This is a genomic window from Gordonia heveisoli (genome assembly GCF_030315745.1).
Lineage (GTDB): Bacteria > Actinomycetota > Actinomycetes > Mycobacteriales > Mycobacteriaceae > Gordonia.
This window is the reverse complement of the sequence record NZ_JASXSH010000001.1, coordinates 151,065-174,722: the sequence shown is the minus strand read 5'-3', so window position 1 is coordinate 174,722 and position 23,658 is coordinate 151,065. Positions and strand designations below refer to the sequence as shown.

General features: G+C 66.6%; 23 protein-coding genes. 12 read left to right on the top strand and 11 right to left on the bottom strand.

Features of this window, described 5'->3' with window-relative positions; translation table 11 throughout:
- Positions 1 to 52 precede the first annotated feature (52 nt).
- Positions 53 to 799 (bottom strand): SigB/SigF/SigG family RNA polymerase sigma factor, encoded by a 747-nt coding sequence (locus QSJ18_RS00765; protein ID WP_286324456.1) that lies wholly within the window; start codon positions 797 to 799, stop codon positions 53 to 55.
- A 453-nt stretch (positions 800 to 1,252) separates the two neighbouring features.
- On the opposite strand from QSJ18_RS00765, the gene QSJ18_RS00760 reads away from it, so the two are divergent.
- Complete coding sequence (locus tag QSJ18_RS00760; RefSeq protein WP_286324263.1) at positions 1,253 to 1,585, top strand: STAS domain-containing protein; 333 nt, start codon at positions 1,253 to 1,255, stop codon at positions 1,583 to 1,585.
- 11 nt (positions 1,586 to 1,596) lie between these two features.
- Here QSJ18_RS00760 and QSJ18_RS00755 read toward each other — a convergent pair whose 3' ends face one another.
- On the bottom strand, positions 1,597 to 2,052 hold the full coding sequence (locus tag QSJ18_RS00755) for an ATP-binding protein (protein ID WP_286324262.1): 456 nt from the start codon (positions 2,050 to 2,052) through the stop codon (positions 1,597 to 1,599).
- A gap of 314 nt (positions 2,053 to 2,366) precedes the next feature.
- Between QSJ18_RS00755 and QSJ18_RS00750 the strand changes: the two genes are divergently transcribed.
- Both QSJ18_RS00750 and QSJ18_RS00745 read left to right on the top strand, forming a co-directional pair.
- Complete coding sequence (locus QSJ18_RS00750) at positions 2,367 to 3,131, top strand: 50S ribosomal protein L11 methyltransferase (protein WP_286324261.1); 765 nt, start codon at positions 2,367 to 2,369, stop codon at positions 3,129 to 3,131.
- 1 nt (position 3,132) lies between these two features.
- Entirely contained in the window at positions 3,133 to 3,339 is a 207-nt protein-coding gene (locus QSJ18_RS00745; protein ID WP_286324260.1) for a CDGSH iron-sulfur domain-containing protein, read from the top strand.
- Positions 3,340 to 3,350: 11 nt separating this feature from the next.
- On the opposite strand, the gene QSJ18_RS00740 is transcribed toward QSJ18_RS00745, so the two are convergent.
- The 4 genes from QSJ18_RS00740 to QSJ18_RS00725 all read right to left on the bottom strand — a co-directional run bounded on the left by QSJ18_RS00740 (position 3,351) and on the right by QSJ18_RS00725 (position 8,191).
- The gene (locus QSJ18_RS00740; RefSeq protein ID WP_286324259.1) at positions 3,351 to 4,349 is read right to left on the bottom strand and encodes an iron-containing redox enzyme family protein; all 999 of its coding nucleotides are present in this window, start codon (positions 4,347 to 4,349) and stop codon (positions 3,351 to 3,353) included.
- Between the two features lie 49 nt (positions 4,350 to 4,398).
- Positions 4,399 to 6,054 (bottom strand): CotH kinase family protein, encoded by a 1,656-nt coding sequence (locus QSJ18_RS00735; RefSeq protein WP_286324258.1) that lies wholly within the window; start codon positions 6,052 to 6,054, stop codon positions 4,399 to 4,401.
- A gap of 141 nt (positions 6,055 to 6,195) precedes the next feature.
- Entirely contained in the window at positions 6,196 to 6,924 is a 729-nt protein-coding gene (gene fabG / locus QSJ18_RS00730) for a 3-oxoacyl-ACP reductase FabG (protein WP_286324257.1), read from the bottom strand.
- A gap of 55 nt (positions 6,925 to 6,979) precedes the next feature.
- On the bottom strand, positions 6,980 to 8,191 hold the full coding sequence (locus tag QSJ18_RS00725; protein ID WP_286324256.1) for an acyl-CoA dehydrogenase family protein: 1,212 nt from the start codon (positions 8,189 to 8,191) through the stop codon (positions 6,980 to 6,982).
- 161 nt (positions 8,192 to 8,352) lie between these two features.
- On the opposite strand from QSJ18_RS00725, the gene QSJ18_RS00720 reads away from it, so the two are divergent.
- Entirely contained in the window at positions 8,353 to 9,996 is a 1,644-nt protein-coding gene (locus QSJ18_RS00720; protein WP_462475955.1) for an acyl-CoA synthetase, read from the top strand.
- A gap of 43 nt (positions 9,997 to 10,039) precedes the next feature.
- On the opposite strand, the gene helR is transcribed toward QSJ18_RS00720, so the two are convergent.
- The 3 genes from helR to QSJ18_RS00705 form a co-directional block, all read right to left on the bottom strand.
- A complete protein-coding gene (helR, locus tag QSJ18_RS00715; protein ID WP_286324255.1) occupies positions 10,040 to 12,196 on the bottom strand; it encodes an RNA polymerase recycling motor ATPase HelR in 2,157 nt (718 codons plus the stop codon).
- 131 nt (positions 12,197 to 12,327) lie between these two features.
- Positions 12,328 to 13,599, bottom strand: a complete 1,272-nt coding sequence (locus QSJ18_RS00710) for a competence/damage-inducible protein A (RefSeq protein WP_286324254.1) — start codon at positions 13,597 to 13,599, stop codon at positions 12,328 to 12,330.
- Between the two features lie 99 nt (positions 13,600 to 13,698).
- On the bottom strand, positions 13,699 to 14,148 hold the full coding sequence (locus QSJ18_RS00705) for a MarR family winged helix-turn-helix transcriptional regulator (protein ID WP_286324253.1): 450 nt from the start codon (positions 14,146 to 14,148) through the stop codon (positions 13,699 to 13,701).
- Between the two features lie 262 nt (positions 14,149 to 14,410).
- Between QSJ18_RS00705 and QSJ18_RS00700 the strand changes: the two genes are divergently transcribed.
- Positions 14,411 to 14,800 (top strand): DUF5313 domain-containing protein, encoded by a 390-nt coding sequence (locus tag QSJ18_RS00700; protein WP_286324252.1) that lies wholly within the window; start codon positions 14,411 to 14,413, stop codon positions 14,798 to 14,800.
- 19 nt (positions 14,801 to 14,819) lie between these two features.
- Here QSJ18_RS00700 and QSJ18_RS00695 read toward each other — a convergent pair whose 3' ends face one another.
- On the bottom strand, positions 14,820 to 15,656 hold the full coding sequence (locus QSJ18_RS00695) for an SDR family oxidoreductase (RefSeq protein ID WP_286324251.1): 837 nt from the start codon (positions 15,654 to 15,656) through the stop codon (positions 14,820 to 14,822).
- Between the two features lie 158 nt (positions 15,657 to 15,814).
- On the opposite strand from QSJ18_RS00695, the gene QSJ18_RS00690 reads away from it, so the two are divergent.
- Positions 15,815 to 16,252 (top strand): nitroreductase/quinone reductase family protein, encoded by a 438-nt coding sequence (locus tag QSJ18_RS00690; protein ID WP_286324250.1) that lies wholly within the window; start codon positions 15,815 to 15,817, stop codon positions 16,250 to 16,252.
- A 22-nt stretch (positions 16,253 to 16,274) separates the two neighbouring features.
- Here the strand turns inward: QSJ18_RS00690 and QSJ18_RS00685 are convergent, their stop codons facing one another.
- The gene (locus tag QSJ18_RS00685; RefSeq protein ID WP_286324249.1) at positions 16,275 to 17,495 is read right to left on the bottom strand and encodes an NAD(P)/FAD-dependent oxidoreductase; all 1,221 of its coding nucleotides are present in this window, start codon (positions 17,493 to 17,495) and stop codon (positions 16,275 to 16,277) included.
- 391 nt (positions 17,496 to 17,886) lie between these two features.
- Between QSJ18_RS00685 and QSJ18_RS00680 the strand changes: the two genes are divergently transcribed.
- From QSJ18_RS00680 to QSJ18_RS00655, 6 genes are all read left to right on the top strand, one after another.
- Positions 17,887 to 19,896, top strand: a complete 2,010-nt coding sequence (locus tag QSJ18_RS00680) for an OPT family oligopeptide transporter (RefSeq protein ID WP_286324248.1) — start codon at positions 17,887 to 17,889, stop codon at positions 19,894 to 19,896.
- A complete protein-coding gene (locus QSJ18_RS00675; RefSeq protein WP_286324247.1) occupies positions 19,893 to 20,549 on the top strand; it encodes a maleylpyruvate isomerase family mycothiol-dependent enzyme in 657 nt (218 codons plus the stop codon). The genes QSJ18_RS00680 and QSJ18_RS00675 overlap by 4 nt, the downstream gene beginning before the upstream one ends.
- Before the next feature lie 75 nt (positions 20,550 to 20,624).
- Positions 20,625 to 21,938, top strand: coding sequence for an NAD(P)/FAD-dependent oxidoreductase (locus tag QSJ18_RS00670; protein WP_286324246.1), 1,314 nt, complete (start codon positions 20,625 to 20,627; stop codon positions 21,936 to 21,938).
- Between the two features lie 91 nt (positions 21,939 to 22,029).
- A complete protein-coding gene (locus QSJ18_RS00665) occupies positions 22,030 to 22,362 on the top strand; it encodes a hypothetical protein (RefSeq protein ID WP_286324245.1) in 333 nt (110 codons plus the stop codon).
- Between the two features lie 56 nt (positions 22,363 to 22,418).
- The gene (locus QSJ18_RS00660; RefSeq protein WP_286324244.1) at positions 22,419 to 22,841 is read left to right on the top strand and encodes a CoA-binding protein; all 423 of its coding nucleotides are present in this window, start codon (positions 22,419 to 22,421) and stop codon (positions 22,839 to 22,841) included.
- Positions 22,842 to 22,879: 38 nt separating this feature from the next.
- Positions 22,880 to 23,638 carry a hypothetical protein gene (locus QSJ18_RS00655; RefSeq protein WP_286324243.1) on the top strand — a complete coding sequence of 253 codons (759 nt, stop codon included), beginning with the start codon at positions 22,880 to 22,882 and terminating at the stop codon, positions 23,636 to 23,638.
- Positions 23,639 to 23,658 lie beyond the last annotated feature (20 nt).

The window sequence follows — 23,658 nt, the reverse complement described above, 5'->3', positions numbered from 1 at the left end:
AACTCACGGATACTACCCAGCGAGACGCCTCGCTGAATGTGATTGTCGCGCCCTAGTCGGGTAATCCGGTGGTGTCGGGATCGATGGCGTCGGCTCCGTTCGCCGCGGCGCGCAAGCGATCCAGGGTTCGTGCCAACAGCCTGGACACATGCATCTGGGAGATGCCGATCTCGGCGGCGATCTCGGTTTGCGACATGTCGCGAAAGAAGCGCAGTGACAATATCTTTCGCTCGCGCTCATCGAGTTGCGCCACGGCGGGGGTGAGCGCGGTGAACTCATCGATCTGCTCGAGGTGTTCGTCGTCGCGGCCGAGTGTGTCACGGATGGAACGACCGTCGTCGGTGTCGGAATCGGCGTCGATCGAGATCGCGTTGTAGGCCGAGCGCGCGGCCAGGCCGTCGATCACCTCGGCGACCGGAATGTCGAGAAAGTCCGCCACTTCGCTTGGCCGGGGTGACCGGCCCAGGCGTTGGACGAGTTCGTCGTTGGCCTTGCCGATCGCGAGTGACACCTCCTTGGCCCGGCGCGGCACCCGCATCGACCACATGGTGTCGCGGAAGTGGCGCCGCACCTCACCCATCACGGTGGGAACCGCGAAGGAGAGGAAGCCGAATCCGCGATCGGGCTCGAATCGATCGACGGCGTTGACCAAGCCGATCCGGGCGACCTGGACGAGATCGTCCAGCGCTTCACCCCGATCCCGGAATCGGCGTGCCACGTGGTCGGCGAGTGGCAGGCAACGTTCGACGATCCGGTCGCGCATCGCGCATCGGCGCAGTTCGTCGGGCTCCGCACGCATCGCGGCGATGGCGGCGGTTACGTCGGAATAGTCGTCGGCCTTGGCGGTCGGGTCGGAATCGGCTGAGGTCAACAGGCTCCTCCGATCGGCTTCGGTGGACTCCTCGGTAGGTCGGCGAGACCGGTGCATCGTCTCCGGAGGGTAGTCGCCGCCCGGTTCGTTCGGCAGTGAAACAAGTCTTGAAGATGCTCGTTCACCACCGTACGGTTGAAACAGCGGTTCAGACAGCAGCTGCAAATGGGCGATCACCCCCGGGTCTCGTCACTGCGTCGTCCTGACCCAGACGGTTCGTTCTTGACGGCCGGATGGGACGGTGAGTGATCACGTGCCCATCACGATCTCGACATCGAGTTGAGGCGGTGCGCCATGAATCTGGATACTCACACGACCTTTCACCCGTCAGAGCTGTGGCCCTTGGACTTTCGGGTTGCGCGGACGACGAACAGCAGTCTCGTGATCCGCGAATCGCTGTGTCTGCAGCAGTTTTCCGGCGACATCGACCTGGGCACCCTCGCCGACCTGACCGCTGCGCTCGACCGCATCCTGGGACAGCGCCCGGCATGCGTGGTCCTCGATATGGGGGGTGTCGACTTCGTCTCTGTGTCCGGGGTCGGGGTCATCGGCCGATTCGTCGCCGACGCCGCCGCGCAGCAGATGCCCGTCTCCGTGGTGTGTGAGCGGGGACTTGCCAGGACGCTGCGGCTTTGCCGTCTCGATCCGATCGTCGAGGCGTACGCCACACTGGAGGAGGCCGTGGAGGCCCTGCAGCCGCATCTCCTGCACTGAGCGAAGTTCGGTCAGACGTCGACGCGTTTGGTGATGCGTACAGTGACGCGCCGGTCGCTCTCGGTGTGTTCGTCCTCTGGGCGGGAGTCGTCATAGGTCACCGACTGTCGGTCGGTCACGGTTTCGACGACTCGCCAGCCGAATCCGGTGGTATCGAGCTGCAAGCGATCGGCGACCCGCCCATCGATCACCGCCAGCAACCCGTGCGGACCGACGCTGAGGGAAACGTCGATGCGGTGTCCGGCGGCAGAAATGGTGACCAGTTGTGAGCACACCTCGTCGACCGCGAGTTGTATGTCGGCGACGTCGTCGAGGGGCCAGTCCGCCAGGAACAAGGTGCGCTCGACAACCGCACGCACGATCGACAGTCGGTCGGCCTCGGCGGCCACGGAGACCTGTACCGGAGGGCCGGCCGCATGCGTCACCTCCACCAACTGCTCGTCGATGGTGTCACCCTGGTCGGTCACGTCGAATCCCCTCACGTCGCTGCACGCGATTGTCAAAACCGCTGATCCGAATACCGGTCTGTCGCAATTGTTACCCACTGCGTCGTCGGCCCAAACCGCACGTCCCGCCAAGGAACGCGCGACCCCAGATGGTGCTCAGGGGGCTGCACGGGACCCGACCGACCCCACGATGCCCCGGTGGTTTGGCGAGGACCGAGCCGGGGAACCCCCTCGCGAATCCAGGATGGATCTTTCGATGATCGCGAGGACGGTGAGCGTATGGCAGGTTCGAAGATGGGCGCGCCGGCTCGAGGAGACCTGCGAGGTGTGCGACCGTGACCGTCACGCTCGGCACCACGTGGACGTCCTCGGCTGCGCAATCGCGGGGCACGGGGAGTGTTTATCGGCCACAACAGGACTCACGTCTACTGATCGATGCCGTACGGGTCAGCGGATGTGCGCCGGGTGCGCGCGCGGCCGATCTCTGCACGGGATCAGGGATCGTCGCACGGGAATGTGCGGTCCTCGGTGCACAATCGGTACTCGCCGTCGACTCCAGCCCCGCAGCGGTTGAAGCCACCCGCCGCAACTGTGCCGACGTGCCGGCGCCGGTCACTGTGATGGCCGTCGACCTGACGGTGGGCTGGGGTGCCGGTGGTGGGTTGTCGGCGCTCAGCGGGGGCGCTATCTGTCGATTCGACCTGGTCACCTGCAACCCGCCGTATGTGCCGTGCGCCCCGAACGAGACGGACGGCGGCGACGGGGATGTCGGCGACCCGCGGTCCTCGTGGGACGCCGGTGAAGATGGCCGCGCCATCCTCGACCCGCTGTGCGATCACGCCGCCGACCTGCTGAACACCGATGGTGCGCTCTTCGTCGTGCAGTCGGAGTTCGCGGATGTCCGCAGGTCGGTGGAGGCATTGCGCCGGTCGGGGCTGCGCGCCGGAGTGGTGCGCTCTCAGTGGATTCCCTTCGGACCCGTACTGCGGTCCCAGGCGGACTGGTTGGAGAATCGGGGAGTCCTCGAACCGGGTCGACGGGTCGAGCGCATCTCCGTCATCCGTGCCGACAAATCCGAGACCCGACGCCGGGAGGTGTGAGATGGCCGAGGGCTCATGTGTACGTGTCCGTCTGGTCCGCGGCGGTCCGTTGATGGTGCCCGGCCCGGTGGACATCGAACTGTCCGACGGGACCCTGGTGCACTCGGATCGATTCATGGTGGCACTCTGCGCGTGCGGACGAAGCCGCAACTATCCGCTGTGCGACACCAGCCATCGTCGACGCTGCCGGGGAGCGGATCTGGGGTGAGGTGTCCGGGATCAGCGAATCGGTTCCCCGTTCGTCCATGCCTGACGCAACGCCACGTCGAAGAGGTCCTCCACATAGCCGAAGGCGCGCATCCCGAAGATGACGTCTCGCTCCAGGTCGGGTTCATCGCGGATCAGTGCGCCGACCACGTCGAAGCGCATCACCTGTTCGTGAACCGCGTCGGCCTCGACATGCTCGCGGTAGAACGCTCGGCAGGGCTCGGGTGCGTCGAGTCGTTCGAGCCCGGACAGTAGACGCTGTGATCCGGGTGACGAGGTGATCTCGGTGGCGGCGAGATGGCCGACCGCGGCGCCACGCAAAGCGCGATGCAAGCCGAGGCAGGACATCAGGTTCACCGGCAGTAACGCCCATTCGGGTGCGATGTCGAGATAGCCGAGGTGATCGGTCCGCAGGTCGGCGGCGGCGAGTAGATCGGCGAACAACTCCTGGTGGATGTGCGCGCCACGTCCGGCGCCGAACTCGTCGAATTCCACCGCGACCAAGGCAGCCTTGGCCTGACCGCGCAGTCTGGGGATGGCCCACGCATGCGGGTCGGCCTCTTTGAGGTGGTAGATCGAACGTAGCGCGAAGAGGTCCCGGAATTGCTGCCAGGTACCGGCGTCCCGCAGATGAAACGACACCCCGGTCCCGGCAATCGGCTCGACAGACAGCGCGTCCATCTCCTGTGCGGCGGTCGACTTCGGGGCGATCGGTCCGACGCCGGCCCCGACCGCGTCGAGCATCGAGTACTCCAGCGTTCGGCGCAACGCGAGCAGGTCCGGATCCCACTCATACTCCGGGTCGACGTCGACGAAGCCGCTGTAATGCAATTCGTAGAGCACGTATAGGGCGAGCTGAATGTCGGCGCCCAACGGATCGGCACCGTGCGGATCGGGCGGGCGGCCGGCTGACGAGTCTTCTCGGAGTACCGATATGACGTGCGCGGACAGCGGCCCGCGTGCGGGCGGCAGCAGTGCGGCGGCCGGCGAGGTGTGCAGGGCGGCGTGCATGCCCGCGTGGGTACCCCGACGCACCGATGGGCAAACCGAATCTGCTGCGTCAGGTGAAGAACAGCGTCGAACCGGTCGAGCCCTGGTGCACACGGACCTCGCCGCCGGGCGTCGGATCGGTGCCGAAGACCAGCTGTGCGCCCGTGCGCACGCTGGCGATGGTGAAGTACCCGTTGTTGGTGAACGCGTCGGGCGATTTGGCGGGGTTCACCGTGAACTCCTCTGCGTGGTCGCGATTGTCGCCGGGGCTGGCGTACACCATCGGATGCCCCTGCGCGGTCTTGAGTGTCACGCTGGCGTGCAGACGTCGCCCGGAGGCCGGATTGGTCAGCGCACGACCAGAACCCAGATCGGTGAAGGTCCACAGATTCTCGGGTTCGGTCTGGGCTGGTCGTGGCCGGTGGATCACCTCGGCGTCGACCGCGTTCGGCGCGGTGACGGGTACCTTCTCGGTGCCGACCCGCATGCAGTCGACCGTGCGATCATCGCGGATGTAAACTCCGCCGGAGCTCGGTAGTCCGGCACACAGGTAGCCGGCCGAGGCGGCCAGTCGTAGCTGTTTGCGAACCACGGCGATCTCGGCGGTCAGGTTGCCGACGCCGAGGCCGGTGAGGGTTTGCTGCAGGTTGTCGATCATCGGGATGATGGTGTTGCCCAGCGGGTCCCGGCCGAAGACGGTTTCACGCAGGATCCGTATCTGATCCATCACCTGCCCTCGTCGGACGGCGTCGGCGCGGACCAGCCGGGCCAGCAGACCGTCGGTGCCGAGGTTGAAACTCCGGGCGGGTTGCAGAACCTGGTCGACGCCCCAGGGAATCATCACGAAATCCACGTCGGCGAGTGAGGGATGCTCGACTGCGTTCAGATTGTTGTACACGTAGGTGTTGTTGGTGTTGCGGCTGTATCCGTCCCAATGTTTGAGGAAGAACTCCATCGCATACAGCCTGATGTATTGCTCCAGATCGAAAACATCTGCGGCTCCGGCGATTCCATGATCTTTGAGGTGATTGACCGCCAGTCGCAGGTCGGCCTTGTCGTCGAAGGCCGACAGATCCTCGACCCCGATGAACCCGAATCGGGAGTCGATGAAATCGTCGGTGTGCTCGATCTCGTACAGATTTCCCTTGGTGTCGGGAAAATGCCGCTCGATATAGCGCGGCATGATCGGCTCCGCGTTGACGAAGACCCCCGGCGCGTTGACGCCGGGCAGACCCTGGCCCACCGGCTTTCCATTGACCAGCACGCGGATCAGGTTGCAGCGGGAATATGGCAGACCGGCCAGCTCGAACAGCTTGTAGGTGACCGGTTGCCGGACGAAGGAGGCGTCCTGCACCGAGTTGTTCAGAGTGAGGTAGCGGGTGCCGATGAGACTTTCGATGATCGGCCGATTTGGCTTGTTGCCCTTGGCGAAATCGAGATGGAGGCAGGGTTTGGTTGAACTGATCGACCCGCAGAAGGACTTCTTCTTGATGCCGACATTTGTCAGCGTGGTCTTCGGTGGGAAGTGGGTTCCGGAGATCGTCACCGTGGTGGCGGTACGCCACGTGTAGCGCGAGCCGCCGGTCCAGTCGAAGTTGCACCGCCCGCCCTTGGGCGCCTCGTTTCGGACCGATTCCCAGTCCGTGGCGGGCATGGTGATCTCGACCGTCACCACATTGTCGAGTGCATACAGCTTGTCCATGGCCTGCTGCTGTTCGGTACTCATGAGACCTCCGCGCCCGCAAGTGGTGTGATGGTTCCATGATGGGCGCCCGTCGGCGAGAAATCCCGCGTAGTCGACTACTCGACTACGCGGGATTGCCGGTCGTCGGCGCATCTGATCCGCGAATGCGGGCGGGTAGCTCCCTCAGAGGTGGCGGCCACCGGTCACCTCGGCCACGGTACCGGTCATATACGACGACATCTCCGATGCGTAGAACAGTGCGACGGAGGCGATCTCAGCGGGTTCGCCCGCACGCTGCATCGGGATCTCGGCCATCTTCGATTCCCACGCCTTGGCGGGCATCGCCTCGGTCATGGCGGTGCGGATCAGTCCCGGCTGGATGGCGTTGACCCGGACCCCGAGGTGAGCCACCTCCTTCGCCGCGGCCTTGGTGAGGCCGACGATGCCGGCTTTCGCGGCCGAGTAGTTCGTCTGGCCGATCATGCCCACCTTGCCGGAGATCGAGGACATGTTGATGATCGTGCCGCCGCCGTGCTCGCGCATATGTGCCGCGGCGAGCCGGGTGCCGTTCCACGTGCCCTTGAGGTGAACGGCGATGACGTCGTCGAACTGCTGCTCGGTCATCTTGCGCATCGTCGCGTCGCGGGTGATGCCTGCGTTGTTCACCATGACGTCCAGGGATCCGAACGCGTCGACCGCGGCTTGTATCAGCCGCTGGACGTCCGCGCCGTCGGCGACGTCGCAGGCCACTCCGATCGCCTCGGTGTCCAAGGAGGCTGCGGCGGCCTGTGCCTGGTCGGCGTCGAGGTCGCCGATGACGATCCGGGCGCCGTTGGCGGCGAACAGTTCGGCGATGGCCAGGCCGATGCCCTGTGCGGCTCCGGTGATGATCGCGGTCTTGCCGGTGAGCATGGGGTGCCTTTCGTTGCCGGAGATGGTGTCGGTCGGGGATGGTGGCCGGGGGCCGTCAGGAGGTCTGCTTCTTCTTCTCGGCGCGGACGAGGCCGCCGCCGATGATGAGTCGCTGGATCTCGCTGGTGCCCTCGTAGAGGCGGAGTAGCCGGACGTCGCGGTAGATCCGTTCGACGGGCACCTCGCGCATATAGCCGGTGCCGCCGTGGACCTGCACCGCCAGATCGGCGACCTTGCCGACCATCTCGGTGCAGAACAGCTTCGCCGCCGACGGTGCGATCCGCCGGTCGGTGTCGGTCACCCACGCGCGGGCGGCGTCGCGCACCAGCGCGCGGCCGGCCATCACCCCGGTCTGCATATCCGCGATCATCGCCTGAACCAGCTGGAAGTCGCCGATCGGGGAACCGCCCTGGGTGGCGCTCGCCGCGTAGGCGACGGATTCGTCGAGGGCGCGCTGCGCCTGCCCGACCGCCAGCGCCGAGATGTGGATGCGGCCACGCGCCAGGATGGTCATGGCGGCCTGGTAGCCGACCGCGGCGTCGCCGCCGACCAGTGCCTCCGGGCCGACCCGCACACCGTCGAACGTGACGTCGGCGGTGCGCGAACCCTCCTGTCCCATCTTCGCGTCCTTGACGCCGACGGTCAGGCCGGGCGTATCGGCGGGGACGAGGAAGACACCGATGCCGGTGCCGGTTTCGGGTGCCGGATCGGTGCGTGCGAAGGTGACGAACAGCTGGGCGTCGGTGGCGTTGGTGATGAACCGCTTGCCGCCGTTGATGATCCAGCCGTCATCGGTGGCGGTTGCGGTGGTCGCCAGCCCGGCCGGATTCGATCCGGCGCCCGGCTCGGTGAGTGCGAAGGAGGCGACGACCTCGCCGGTGGCGATCGGCGGAAGCCACCTGGCCTTCTGTTCTCGGGTGCCGTAGCCGACCAGGACCTGGCCGGCGATGCCGTTGTTGGTGCCGAACATCGACCGCAGGCTCAGCGACGTGTAACCCAACTCCATGGCGATCTCGACGTCCTGCATGAGGTCGAGGCCGATGCCGCCCCACTCCTGTGGGATCGCATACCCGAAGAGTCCCATGTCGGCGGCCTGAGTCCGCAGGTCGGCGGGAATCTCGTCGGCGGCCATGATCTCCAGTTCCCGCGGCACCACATGAGACCGCACGAACCGCGAAACCTGGTTGAGCACCTCGCCGAAGACGTCGTCGGGGACGTCCGGGTTGAGCGTCTCGGGAATATAGCTGACCGAGGAAGTGGTGACCATGGCCACAACTATGCCGCCGGGCAGGGGCGGCCGGGAACCCGGGTCGACGAAATCTCTCGATTCCGGCGAAGGCCCGCTCGGCGTCGCGAAGAGCCCTACATTGGAGTCCGACAACGGGAATCCGACAACACGTGTTTCAACATGAGAGACGGGGGCGTGCGGTGGTATCGGTTCGGCAGGCATTCGAGATGGTCGGGGATCTGGTCGGTTCGGTTCGGGTGCTGCAGCGGTCGGAACTGATCGATCTGCGTGATCCCGGGGACATCGTGTCGACGGCCAAGCGAACCAAACAGATCGGTCCCGCATCGGCGGTGATCATGCGCGGAGCAGAGAAGCATCCGAATGCGCCGGCGCTGACGGACGAGGCGGGCACACTCACCTTCGGAGAACTCGATCGCCGCGCCAACGCGTTGGCGAACTGGTTGCTCGCGTCCGGGGTCCAACCAGGCTCGGTGATCGGTGTGCTCGCCCGCGATCATCGCGGACTGATCACCACCCTCGCCGCCGCCGGACGGGCCGGCTACCGACTGGCGATGATGAACACCGGTTTCGGGAAGACCCAGTTCGTCGAGGTCGCCGAACGCGAACAGGTCGTCGCGATGCTCTATGACGAGGAGTTCGCCGACCTGCTGACCGGGCTTCCGCCTGCGATGCTGCGCATCCTGACCTGGGTGGACGGTAATCGGCCCGTCCCGGGTGCGGGGGCGGTACTCGATGACGTCGTGACCGCAGGCGACACGACCCGGCCGGCGACCCCGAAGGAGTTCCACGGTCTGGTGATTCTCACCAGCGGCACCACCGGTCTGCCCAAGGGAGCCAAGCGGAAGCTCTCCTCGCCGTTCACCAGCGCATTGCTCCTCGATCGAATCCCGTTGCCGCAGAACAGTACCGCGGTCATCGTGTCGCCGATCTTCCATTCCACCGGATTCGCGCTGTGGGGGGTCGCCACCGGATTGGGTAACCGCACAGTGGTGATGCGTCGCTTCGATGCCGAGCGCACGCTGTCGGCACTGGCCGAGCATCGGGCGGAGGTGCTGGTCGCGGTACCCACGATGCTGCACCGCATGGTCGCCCTCGGCCCGGAGGTCATCGGCCGGTACGACCTGTCGGCGTTGAAGATCATCGTGGTCGCCGGCTCGGCGTTGTCGCCGACGCTGTGCGAGGCCGTCCAGGACGCCTTCGGCGATGTGCTCTACAACATGTACGGGTCGACCGAGGTAGCCATCGCGACCGTCGCACAGCCGCAGGATCTGCGGCAGGCTCCCGGTACGGTGGGCAGGCCGCCGGTCAGCAGCCATATCGCGCTCTTCGACGACAACGATCGGCGGATCCACGGAACCAATGTGGTCGGCCGGTTGTTCGTGCGCACCGGTGCGCCGTTCGAGGGGTATACCGACGGGCGCAACAAACAGATCATCGACGGATACATGTCGAGCGGGGATATGGCCCGCATCGACGAGAACGGACTCGTGTTCATCGAGGGACGCGACGACGACATGATCGTCTCCGGAGGCGAGAACCTCTTCCCCTTGGAGGTCGAGAATCTACTCGCCGAACATCCCGAGGTCGCCGATGTGGCGGTGGTCGGTGTGGATGATGACGAATACGGTAAACGGCTGCGGGCCTTCATCGTTCGAGCCGACGGCAGCGACCCGAAGCCGGACGAGCTGAAGCTGCACGTCAAGATGCACCTGGCTCGGTTCAAGGTCCCGCGCGACATCGTCTTCGTCGACGAACTGCCACGCAACGCCACCGGCAAACTGGTCCGCAGGCAGCTGCCCACCGGCCCCCTCGGGATTTCGTAGTACGACACCGCGTTTCGCGCGGTGTCGTACTACGAGATCGGGGCTAGGACAGGATGACGAGCTGCTGAGTGGTGCGTGTCATCGCGACGTAGCGGTCCACTGCGCCCTCGATCCCCGAACCCAGGCGATCCGGCTGGGCCAGCACCACGAGGTCGAACTCCAGACCTTTCGCGTCCATCGGGCACAGCGAGCTGACCCGGGCGCGAGGGGGAGCCGGTGCGCCGATCACGCAGACCGTGCCCTCCTCGTGGTCGGCGAGCCAATCGTCGACGATCGTGGTGAGCTCGTCGATCGAGCCGCGTCGAACCGGGAGCCCGTTCTGCCGGATCGACGTCGGGACCTCGATGTCGGGGATGGCGGCGCGGATGACCGGCCCGGCAACCGTCATCACCTCGGCGGGAGTCCGGTAGTTCACGCTGAGCACGGCGCGCGTGACCGAATCGAAGCCGACCCCGGTCAGGCGTTGCTCCCACGTCTCGCGGAATCCGTGCCGCGCCTGCGCTCGGTCGCCGACTATCGTGAAACTCTTTGCCGGACAGCGTCGCATCAGCATCTGCCAGTGTGCGTCGGTGAGTTCCTGCGCTTCGTCGACGATGACGTGGGCGAACGGCCCGGCCAGCGGATCGGCGATCTCCGGCGTCGCTGCATCCTGGTCCACGAGTGCCGAACGCAGGTCGTCGTGCCGCAGCATCGACGTCAGTCCTTCGCCGTCGTCGAAGTCGCGGGCATCGAGGAGGTCATCGACGACCCGGTCCATCCGCCGGCGTTCGGAATCCAGTGCCCTCGATCGGGATCGGCGACGAGACGCGGCTTCCGGGTCGCCCAGCCGATGGCGGGCGGCGTCGAGGATGGGCAGATCCGAGCGCGTCCACGCCGTGGCGTCCGCGCGTTGGAGAGCGTTCACCTCAGCGTCGGTCAGCCAGGGTGCGCATTTGCGGAGGAAGGCGGGTACCGACCACAGGTCCCCCACGATGTCGGTCGCATGCAGAATCGGCCACGCCCGGTGCACCACCTCAGCCAGGTCGGAGTTCGCGGTGAGCGCCCGACGCACCTTGTCCGGAGTCGCCGCCGGGCTGGCCAGGCGTGCGGCGACGATGTCGGCCAGCTCATCCCACACGCCGTCGCGTCCGTCGTTGTGTGGTGTTCCCGCCTCCGGTGAGGCGAACGCCAGCGCCCACTCATCGCGGCCGAGTTCGACATCCGCCCAGGGGGTTTCGACGATGAACGGATCTGTCGGCGGCTCCTCGTACCAGTCGATGCCGACATTGACCGCAGCCGCGAAGCGGCTTGACGACTTCAGCCGGGCGAGCGCCGGATCTGCCTCGTCGGCGATGCCGGCACCTTCGGGTACGAGATCGTCGAGGGTGCAGGTCCGCACACTCTCCTCACCGAGGCTGGGTAGTACGTCGGCGACATAGGACAGATACGGCCGATGCGGTCCGACGACGAGCACGGCACCCCGATGGCCGGCCAACCGTGGATCGGCGTAGGCGAGGTAGGCGGCACGGTGTAGCGCGACGACCGTCTTGCCGGTTCCGGGACCGCCGTCGACGACGAGGGCTCCCGCCGACCCGGCCCGAATGATCGCGTCCTGGTCGGCGGCGATGGTGGCGAGTACGTCGCGCATGCGGGCGGAACGGTGATCGGCGAGGGTGGACAGGAATGCCGAATCATCGTCCAGGGCAAGGCCGCTGCGGTCAGCGGTGGCCGAGAGCTCTTCATCCCAGTAGTCGACGATGCGTGCATGTGCCCAGCGATAGCGGCGCCGGCTGGCCAGTCCGCGGGGATCGGCGTGGGTGGCGGCGAAGAACGGTTCGGCGGCCGGGGTGCGCCAGTCGACGAGCAGTTGGGTACCGCCAGCATCGACGATCCCTATCCGGCCGATGTAGACGATTTCGCCCGTCGCGGTGACCATACGGCCCAAGCAGAGGTCGATACGGTGGCGTTCCAAAGTGCGAAGCCGGGTGGTGGCCAGATGGATTTCCAGATCGCGCTCGACGGCCTGTTTACCCCTCCCGCCAGGCATCTCCCGGAGATGGCCGATGCGGGCGGTGAGGGTGGATACCGCATCGTCGAGTGCGGCGGACAGGGTGGCGAAGAACTTCTCGTCCTCGGTGATGAGCGCGTCGGCGGCTTTGGGTGTCGGGCTTCCGTCGACGGGGCGGGCAAGGTCGAAGATGCTGGTGGCGGCAGCGGGCATTCGGTCTCCGGTACGGATCGGTGCGGTGTGGAGGCACCATGGTGCACCCTCACCGGGGCCTTGCCGCAACCCCCGGGTGTCGCGATATCCTGAAGAGGGATGAACGCGTGGCGCGTCCGTATCCTCCTCGGTCAGTTCTCCTGCTTCAGGGCGTCGAGCACCAGATGTAAGGCCGCCGTGGTGGCGAGTGCCCGTACGGTGGCGCGGTCACCGGGGAATCGCCGGGTTCGTGTAGCGGTCGTCCGTCCCGCGATGGATAGGCCGAAACAGACTGTGCCCACCGGCTTTTCGGTGGAACCCCCATCCGGTCCGGCGATTCCGGTGGTGGATACCGCGATGTCGGCGCCCAACCGTCGGCGGGCACCGTCGGCCATGGCCCGCGCCACCTGTTCACTGACTGCCCCGTGTTCGGCGATCATGGTCGCCGGGACGTCGAGCATGTCGGTCTTGACGTCGTTGGAGTACGACACCACCCCACCCCACACATACGCCGACGATCCGGCCCGGTCGGTCAGGCGGGCCGCGACCAGTCCGCCGGTGCAGGACTCTGCGGTGGCGATCCGCACACCGGTCAGAGCGTGCGCGAGGAGATCGTCGAGCGTCGATTCGGTGGTCGAAAAGATCTGGGCCCCATGACGTTCGTCGAGAAGTGCGGACAGGTCACGATAGGCCGGTGTGGCCTCGTCGGGGAACCGGGTTACCATGTCGATCTCGCCGCGCCGCATGCAGGTGGTGATCTCCAGCCCGCCGAAGCCGGCGACCGAGTGCTCCGCCTCCCGCAGTGACTCGGCGAGCTCCGCCTCGGACAGGCCGTAGGCACGGATGACCTCCTGCCGGACCTCCACGCGCGGTGGCATCACCTGGGTCATCGCGCGGGTGACGAGGGCTGCGGGCCACATCGCCTGCAGTTCGCGGGGCGGTCCGGGAAGGATGACCACGGTCGGGGTCGACGTGGTCCGGGGAATGGCGACACCGGGGGCGGTACCGGTCGGTGGGATCGACTCGGCCCCCGAGGGCACCAGTGCTTGCTTGCGGATACCGGCGCGCACGGCATCGGTCTCCAGTGCATGCCGTTGCCAGCGCGCGATGATCTCGGTTATGCGGCTTTCCAATTCGGCGTCGAGCGCCAGGGGTCGGCCGAGTAGCTCGGCCACCGTGTCGACGGTGAGGTCGTCGGCGGTGGGGCCCAGACCTCCGGTGGTGACGATGAGGTCGACACCTTCGGCGATGAGAAAGCGGAGTTGTGCGGTCAGATCTGCCGGCCGGTCGCCGCAGATGGTGATGTGTGCGACGTCCACTCCGGCTTCGAGGAGTCGCTGCGCCACCCACGGGCCGTTCTGATCGGTGATCCGGCCGGTCAGCACCTCGGTGCCGGTGACGACGATGCCCGCACGCACACTCATGTCGCCGAGCCTAGTGGTAGCCGCCCTCACCGTCGTCGCGTGTCGTTCTGCGTCGGCGTGCGCCTTCCCGCGCGGGTCAGTTCAGACTGATCGCGGGGTCTACGCGGTGGGCGGTGTCTCGTCGGAGGCGTCGCCGAGACGGTGCAGTAATGCGGTCAGGGTGCGGATGTCGTCGGGGTTCCAGCGGCTCAGCCGGGTGCGCCAGTCGGCGACGGCGGAGGTGACGACGTCGCCGAAGCGCTGCCTGCCGGCCTCGCTCAGCGATACGATGCGAGCCCGCGCGTCGTCGGGATCAGGGTGGCGGTCGACGAGTCCGAGTCGGACGACCGCGTCGATCTGACGGGTGACGGTCGACTTCTCCAGACCCAGTTCGGCGGCCAGCTCGGACATGCGCAGGTGGCCGCGGCGGGCGAGCAGAGCGATGAGCGGATAACAGCTCGGGTCGAGTGCGGGGTCGATGGCGTGGGTGCGGGCGCGAATGCGGACCCGGCCGCGTCGCCAGAAGTCGGCGAGCTCCGCTTCGAGGTCGGCGATCGGATCTCCGGACACGGTGCCCCCTGTGCTTGTCGTCGTTCTCGGCTCAGGGTAGCGACCGGGTTCTCGGCGTGAGACGGCCGACATTCTCTAGTAGGCCACAATTCAATTGTGTACGATCAAATAGTGAAATGCGGAAACGTTCCGCATCATGACCGACGCGGCGAAGGTGGCAACGATGCAGGTCACTAAGATGGCTGAGGTAGGGAGTCCGGCGCGGCGCAGCACGGCGGTGCAGCGCGATGCGGCTCACCGGACAGAGAGTTCAGGACATCAGATGACCGATGCGCGGACCGCGCCGACAACCGTTGAGCGGATCAAATACGCCTACGGGGCCAAGCTTCCGGCGTCGATGCGGGAATGGGTCGCCAACGACCTGGCAGGTCCCGGCGCAGCGTTCGGGATGGTCGCGTTCTGGGCCGTGCCCTGCGTGATTCTGCTGGTGCCGATGCTGTTCGTCCCGGCTGATTGGCTCATCCGCGCCAATATGACGATCCCGATCCTGGTCCCGTACATCTTCTTCTCGATTGCCCTCAATCGGGTCTATCGCCGGTACCGGCTCAGTCAGCACGGCCTCGATCCTGAGCTCATCAACAAGCGTGAGCGTGAGCGCAACGCCGACGTCTACGACGAGTACTACCGCAAGTATCGGGGCGGGCAGCGCTGAGCTGTCCGGCGCGACGTCGTCAGTGCAGGTAGTCCTCGCCACTGGCCCGGACAGTCACGTCGCTGAGGCTGATTCCCCACGGCTGATCGATGACATGTACGACGGCGTTGGCCAGATCATCGGGAGTGATCAGCCAGTACTGCACCGAGTCGACATCGGTGAGTTCCGCGGGCAAGGAGCCCTTCGTCAGGTCGGCCATATGTCCGCGGAAGTTGTTCGCGCGCTGCCCGACCATGCCCATGATGGCGCGTTCGTTGACGATCCAGCTCGCCAGATTCGTACCGGCGACACCGGTCGGCTTCACCGTCGTGACCTTGATCTTGCCCTTCGCCTCGATACGCAGCGAATCCGACAGTGTGGTGACCGCGGCCTTGGTGGCGCTGTACACGCCCGAACCCTCGAAGCCGCCGTTGCCATAGATCGACGAGATGTTCACGACCTGCCCGCGACCCTGTTCGATCATCTGGTCGTAGACCGCCGAGATCCCGTTCACCACGCCCTTGATGTTGATGTCGATGGCCTTGTGCCAGCGCTGCCAGGCACGTTCGTGGTCGGCGAAGTAGGCCAGCGGCATCACGCCGGCATTGTTGACCGTGACGTCGATGGCGCCGAAGCGTTCGACTGCCAGTGCTGCGCCCGCCTTCATCTGCTCCATATCGGTCACGTCGGCGGCGAAGCCTACCGCGCAACCGCCTTGGGCGACAATACCTTCGGCGGTTGCCTGAACGGCGTCGCCATCGATGTCGATGCCGACGACATGGGCGCCGCCTGCGGCGCACTTCTCCGCGATCAGCTTGCCGAATCCGCCCCCGGCGCCGGTGATGATGACGACTTTGCCCTGCAGGTGCTGCGACATGGTTTCCCTCCCGAGGCGCTCGGTCGCAGTCGCGCCGAGCATGATCGGGAGTGATCGTACAGCGATGCCGTCCGAGCGCTCGCTCGGGTCTGTAGGATCGTCGTGGTCGCCGTCATCGCCGGTCCGACGGATCTGGGGATCCGAGTACGCTGGCGCCGGTGACCGCACTGTTCGTCCGTGTCCTGCAAGGCCATCAATGGATCTATGAGCACAGCGGTGGCCTTGTCGGCCATCGGCTGCTGCTCGGTAATCCGACGCTGCTGCTGCGTGCCCGCGGTGCCAAGACCGGACAGTCGCGCACCAACGCCCTGACCTATGGCCGCGACGGTGATGCCTATTTGGTCGTGGCGTCGAACGGCGGATCGCCCCGTCCTCCCGCCTGGTTGGCGAATCTGAAAGCGAATCCCGACGTCGAGATTCAGGTGGGGCGTCGTCGAATCCCGGTGCGCGCACGAGCAACCTACCCGGATGATCCGGACTATGGCCGCCGCTGGGAGATCGTCGACAAGGTCAACGACGGTCGATATGCGGCCTATCAACGAAAGACCGATCGGCCGATCGCCATCGTCGAACTCACCGCGCGCTCAGCGACGTAGACGCCAACCGATCTGACGCCGATCAGGCCAAGGTGTCGAGTGCGACGGCGGGATCGGCGAGCGCCGCGGCGTCGACCGGGGTGCCCGCGGCGATCAGCGCCTTGATCCCGTCGAGTTGATCCCAGATATTGACCTGCATACCGGCCCGGACGCGCTGATCGTCGTCGAGCCAGAAGACGAGGAACTCCCGGCCTGCGACATCGCCACGGAACACCACCGGCGACCCGGGATCGGCCAGACCCGCGTACTCCATGCCGAGGTCGTATTGATCGGTGAAAAAATACGGCAGATTCGTGTATTCGGTTGGCTTGCCCAGGATGTTGCGTACCGCGACCGCAGGCTGATTCAGGGCATTCGCCCAGTGCTCGGTGCGCACCCGGCGACCCAGCGTCGGGTGCTGCGCGTTCGCGATGTCGCCGACGGCGTAGACGTCCGGGTCGCTGCTGCGCAGAGACGCGTCGACCACCACACCCCCGTCTGCCACGTCGAGTCCCGCATCTCGCGCGAGTTCGACATTCGAGATCGCACCCACCGCGACCAAGACGATGTCCGCGGGTACCTCGGCGTCGTCGCTCAGACGCAGGCCACATGCCCGACCGGAGTCGACCAGGATCTCCGCCACACCCGTCGACGTGCGCAGGTCGACGCCGTGGGCGCGGTGCAGATCGGCGAACACCGCCCCGACTTCGGCACCCAATGAACCCAGCAGGGTGGTGGAGGCGGCCTCCACGATGGTCACCTGCGCTCCCCGTTCCCGGGCGCCCGCGGCTACCTCGAGTCCGATCCAGCCGCCGCCGATGATGCCCACGCGGCTGCCCTCGGTGATGGCCTCGTCGAGCGCGCGGGCGTCGTCAATGGTGCGCAAGGTGTGCACCCCGGCGGCATCCGCGCCGGGGATGTCGATCGTCCGGGAGCGGGACCCGGTGGCCAGAACCGCGCTGTCGTAGCCCATTTCGGTGCCGTCCGGCAGTGTCAGGGTGTGGGCGCCGGTATCGATGGCGGCGACCCGAGTGCCAGGATGCAGGTCGATCCGATTGTCCCGGTACCAATCCGGGTGATGCACGGTGAAGTCCGGCAGGGTCTTCTTGCCCGCCAGGAATTCCTTGGACAAGGGCGGACGCTCGTAGGGCAGATGCTCCTCCGCGCAGAACAGCTGCACGTCGCCGTCGAAGTCCTGCTCACGCAAGGCTTCCGCGGTTTTGGCGCCGGCCAGGCCGCCGCCGATGATCGCGATGGTTGGCATGATCGCCTCCCGGTACGCAGGTTTGGGTGCGGTACTTGCCCTGACCACTCTACGCCCACGAAAAGGCCACCACGGCGTGTCGGGAGTGCGCTGGAAGGCGGATACGGCCGGGCGGCATGGCGGAGCCGAGTCGGCGCCCAGCGGTCGCGAAATCTGTCGCCGACTGCGATCATCGACCGGGAGGCACTCAATCGCGTTCTGGCGCAACGGTGACTGATCGCGATCCGGAGCCGCTCCCGGCAACCCGGCCACACGACCGCGCGTGCGGTCTTAGAGTGAATCGGTAGCTCACCCACCGATGCCACGTCGACACCCCGCCTCGTCGGAGCCTCGGCGCAGCCGGTAACGGCCCGATGTCCGGTCAGCTGGCCGGCAGTGAGGGGAAGACGCGTTGACGAACACCGGAACCGAACAGATCCCCGCGCACGGAGCGTCCGGTCTGCGTGAACTGACACTCCGCGGAATCATTCTCGGCGGTCTGATCACCCTCGTCTTCACCGCGGCCAACGTCTACCTGGGATTACGCGTCGGACTGACCTTCGCCACCGCCATCCCGGCCGCGGTCATCTCGATGGCGATCCTGCGCTACTTCGCCGATCACTCGGTCGTCGAGAACAACATCGTGCAGACCATCGCATCGGCGGCGGGCACGCTGTCGGCGATCGTGTTCATCCTGCCCGGCCTGGTCATCGTGGGCTGGTGGAGTGGGTTTCCGTACTGGGTGACCGTGGCGGTGTGCGCGATCGGCGGCATCCTCGGCGTGATGTATTCGATACCGCTCCGGCGGGCGCTGGTGACCGGATCGGACCTGCCCTATCCCGAAGGTGTGGCCGCGGCCGAGGTGCTGAAGGTCGGCGACGAGGAAGGTGGCGTCGAGGAGAACCGGGCCGGCCTGCGCGTCATCGTGCTCGGCTCCGTCGCCGCCGCGGTGTTCTCGTTGGTGACGAAGCTCAAGGTGATCAGCGACACCGTGTCGGTGACGGTGAAGATCGGGACCGGCGGCACCATCCTCAGTGGCGGACTGCTGATGTCGCTCATCGGCATCGGCCATCTCGTCGGCGTCGCGGTGGGCGTGGCGATGCTCGTCGGCGTGGTGATCTCGTTCCTCATCCTGCTGCCGATCAAGACGCACGGCGATTTCACCGGCGGATTCGCGATCGGCGATGTCATCGACGACGTCTTCGTCCACGAGGTACGCCTGGTCGGTGCCGGAGCCATCGCCATCGCGGCCGTGTGGACGTTGATCAAGATCATCATGCCCATCCTCCGAGGCATCAAGGCGGCGCTCGCGTCGACGCGAGCCCGCCGGCAGGGCATCACCGTCGACCTCACCGAACAGGACCTGCCGTTCACCATCGTGGGGACGACGATCGTCGCGCTGCTCATCCCGATCGGGTTGCTGCTGTGGGACTTCGTCCACGGCACGGCCCTCGGCGGCAGCGCAGGCGGGATCATCGCGGTCAGCGTCGTGCTGATCTTCGTGATCGGTCTCGCCGTCGCCGCTGTCTGCGGCTACATGGCCGGTCTGATCGGCTCATCGAACAGCCCCATCTCCGGGGTCGGCATCCTCGTCGTGCTCATCGCCGCGATTCTGATCAAGGTGGTCTACGGGACTACCGACAGCGAGGCGCAGACCACGGCACTCATCGCCTTCACGCTGTTCACCGGTGCGATCGTCTTCGGCGTCGCCACCATCTCCAATGACAACCTGCAGGACCTCAAGACAGGTCAGCTCGTCGGTGCGACACCGTGGAAACAGCAGGTCGCGCTCATCATCGGCGTCCTGTTCGGGTCGATCATCATCCCGCCCATCCTCAGCCTGATGAACAACGTCTTCGGATTCCAGGGCGCGCCCGACGCCGACAGCGACGCGCTGGCGGCGCCGCAGGCCAGTCTGCTGTCCTTCCTGACGCAGGGGGTCCTCGGCGGTGACCTCAACTGGTCGCTCGTCGGCCTGGGCGCACTGATCGGTGCGGCCGTCATCGCGATCGACGAATTCCTCGGACGCGGCACCCGATTCCGGCTGCCCCCGCTCGCGGTCGGGATGGGTATGTACTTGCCAATGTCGGTCACCCTGGTGATCCCGGTCGGCGCCTTCCTCGGGTTCTACTACAACCGGTGGGCCGAACGTAGCGGCGGCGCGGTGGAGCACAAGAAGCGGATGGGTACCCTGCTCGCCACCGGTCTGATCGTCGGCGAGGCACTCTTCGGCGTCGTCTTCGCCGGGATCGTCGCGGCCACCGGTGATGACAGTGTGCTCGCCGTCGTCGGCGACGGATTCGACAAGTGGGCGCAGATCCTCGGCATCATCGCCTTCGCGGCCACCGTCGCCTGGCTCTATGGCCGTACCCGCCGGATCGCCGAGGCCAGCGGGACGAAGAGCCCGGCAGGCCGGTCGTGACCACCGAGGTGACGTCGATGCGCGAGATCTTCGGTGCCGGTGCCGATCACCTGGTCGGACTGGTCGAAGCCATCGGTGTCGACCAGTGGGACGAGCCAGGTCTCGGCGACTGGTCGGTGCGGTCCCTGGTGGGGCACACCGGCCGGGCCATGGCCACCGTCATCGACTACCTGTCACCGGCGTCGCCGACGCCCGGCGATGAGCCGCCCGCCATCGAGATCGTTAGCGCCCGTGACTATTTCGTCGCATCCATGACCACCCCGGACATGGCCGGACTGAATCGGGAGGTGCACGAGCGAGGAGTGCAGGCAGGGATGGCACTGGGATCGGATCCGGCCGGTGCGATCCGGGTCGGTCGCGATCGGGTCGTCGCGGCCCTGGATGGCGTCGATGATCCGGCGACCCGGCTGGTGCGCACGCGGTTCGGGGTGATGGCATTGTCGGACTACCTGCCGACCAGAGTCTTCGAACTGGCGGTCCACGGGCTGGATATCGCGCGGGCGACCGGCGTCGACCTTGAATTGCCGCGACCGGTACTGGAGGTCGCGCTGGAACTCACCGTCGCGATCGCCGCCGCGCGCGATTCCGGCCCGGATGCCCTGCTCGCGCTGACCGGACGCGGCGGATGGGCGCCGGACCGCTCGGTGCTCTGAGCGCCGAGCGGGGCGGCGTGGTCGGTGGAGCGTGTTCGGCGACGGGAACGGTTCGGGTACGCGACAATCGGCGTCATGACCACTGCCAAACCGCATGTCGTCGTCATCGGTGCGGGGTTCGCCGGCCTCAACTGCGCGCGGCGCCTCAAACGAGCCCCGGTCGAGGTGACCGTCGTCGATCGCGGCACCAGCCATCTGTTCCAGCCGCTGCTGTACCAGTGTGCGACGGGGCTGCTGTCGGAGGGTGCGATCTCCAGCCCGATCCGCCATCTATTGCGGCGGCAGCGCAATGCGGATGTGGCGTTGGGTGAGGCGCGCAGCATCGATCCGGCCGCGCGGACCGTGACGGTCAACCGGATAGACGGGTCGAGCTTCAGCCTCCGTTACGACCACCTGGTCGTCGCCGCCGGGATGCGGACCTCGTATCGGGGCAACGAGGAACTGGCCGCCCACGCGCCGGGGATGAAGACGCTCGACGACGCGCTCGCCATCCGGCGAAAGATCATCGGCGCCTTCGAGATGGCCGAGTCGATCGAGGACGACGTGGATCTCCAGCGTGCCTGGCTGACCTTCGCGGTGGCCGGCGGTGGCCCGGCCGGCGTCGAATTGGCCGGGCAGATACGTGAACTCGCGACCCTGGCGCTCGAACGTGAGTTCCGCACCATCGACCCCGACCATGCGCGGGTGTTGTTGCTGCACGGCGGCGACCGCGTACTGCCTGCCTTCGACGCCACGTTGTCCGCCGACGCCCAACGCACCCTCGATCGGCTCGGCGTCGAAACGCATCTGGGTGTCCACGTCACCGACGTCGGCGCGGACTTCGTGGAGACCACCGCGAAAGCCGAGCCACGGGAGGTGATCCGCTATCCCGCCCGTACGGTGCTCTGGACGACCGGGGTGGAGGCGGCCCCCTTCGCCGGCGCCGTCGCCGACGCGCTCGGCGTCGAAACCGATCGTGCCGGCCGGATTCCGGTGCGACCCGACCTGTCGGTCGACGGTCATCCCAACGTGTGGGTGATCGGTGACGTCAGCGCCCTCGATGATCTGCCCGGCGTCGCCGAGGTGGCGATGCAGGGCGGGTGGCACGTCGGCCGGATGATCGGCGGCCTGGCCGCGGGCGGTACCGCAAGGCCGGCCTTCCGGTACCGGGACCTGGGCAGCGCGGCCTATATCGCGCGGCGACAGGCGGTCGTCCAGGCCGGACGGATTCGACTGTCGGGCTATCCCGGTTGGCTGGCGTGGGGAGTCATCCACATCGCCTTCCTCGCCGGTATCCGGAACAGGCTGGGCACGGTGGCGACCTGGGGTGCCACGCTGCTCACCGACAGCCGTCGGGAACGTGCGATCACCTACGGCGATCCGGAAACCGCCCGCCACCCATACAGCTGACTCGCCGGACTGGTGTTGACCTGCCAGGTAGTAGACCTGGGCAGAGGTCACGAGGAGGCTGGACTCATCGCTATCAGATGAGGAGGCCAACATGGTGGCACCGTCGCGAATCACCCGGCCGGTCGGGGCTCCGACCGCATCGAGTCCACGCTGGCTGACCGTGGTGATGCGGTGCGACCGGGCGGGTTCGGCCTGGTTCGTCGGCGGAGGCTTCTTCTTCGCTCCGGTCGTCATCGCCCTCAGCCCCTGGTCGGTGGCGGTCGTGGTGGCGTGGACGGTCATCTCCCTGGCCGGATTGTGGCTGGGGATTCTGGGCATCTGCATGGCCGCCGGACTTGCGCGGGTGCTGCGCGCCGGTGAGGAGATCTCCGAGGAGTATTGGTGGTCGTTGCTGGGGGCTACGGGGCCGATGCCACGACCCTGAGCCCGCGGCCGCGATATTCGCTCGTGGCCGTCGGTGGCGGTGGCTAGATTGGGCTGATGAGCACAACCGATGAGATCGTCGAGAAGATCCTGACCTCCTATGACACCATCACCGTCGTCGGTGCGAGTGCCAACCCGGCCAAACCGGCCAATGAGGTGCCCACACATATGCAGCACCACGGCTGGCGGATCATCCCCATCAACCCGACGGCCACCGAGATCGTCGGCGAACCCGCGTATCCCAGCCTTGCCGACGTCCCCGAGCAGATCGGCCTGGTGGATGTGTTCCGGCCCGGACCCGAGTGCGCCGAGGTCGCGCGGCAGGCGGTCGCCGCCGGTGCCACGGCGCTCTGGTTGCAGCTGGGTATCACCTCACCGGAGGCTCGGGAGATCGCCGAGTCGGCCGGGCTGCTCTATGTCGAGGACCGTTGCCTGGTCATCGAACAGCGTCGCACCGGACTCTCCGCGCCGCGCGCCTGACATCGGCTCCCCGCACCGCCACCGGAACGAGGTAGCGCATGCCCACCATCGACGACCCGCTCACCGATGGCCAGCTGGCGTTGTTCCTGCTGTTCCTCTCCTTCGTGATCACCTTCGTAGTCACGCGGGTCATCACCAGGCTGATCCGCGCGGGCCGAGGGCCGTTCCGCGACAACGTTTCCGACGGATTGCACATTCACCATGCGGTGCCGGGCATCATCCTGACCGTGGCGGGCGCGTTTCTGTCCGTCGCGGCGTCGGGTGGTTCACCGGCGGCCGAGATCAGTGCGGTGATGCTCGGGATCGGGACGTCACTGGTACTCGACGAATTCGCGTTGATCCTGCATCTCAAGGACGTCTACTGGTCGCATGAGGGCCAGCTGTCGGTTCAGGTGGTCGCGCTGACGATCGCCGCACTCGGGATGGCGATGCTCGGTTTCGATCCGCTCACCGACACCACGGTCGCGCTCGGTCCGCTGGTGCTGACCGCCAATCTCCCGATACACATCTTCTGCGTGCTGATGTGTGTGGCCAAGGGGAAATTCGCGACTGCCGTCGTCGGGGCGTTCGTGCCGCCGCTGGTGTGGGTGGGGGCGATCCGGCTCGCGCGTCCCGGCTCGCTGTGGGCGCGGCGCCGGTATTCGCCCGACCGGATGGAGACCGCCCGACGCCGGGCCGAGCACTTCGACCGGCGCTGGGGACGGTGGGGCCTGAGCGCCGAGGAATGGGTGGCCGGAAAGCCGAGTGATCCAACCCATGCCGATCCGGGGCCGACGGCAGGCGCCGGTGCCGAATGATCGGTCGATGCGCACGTGCT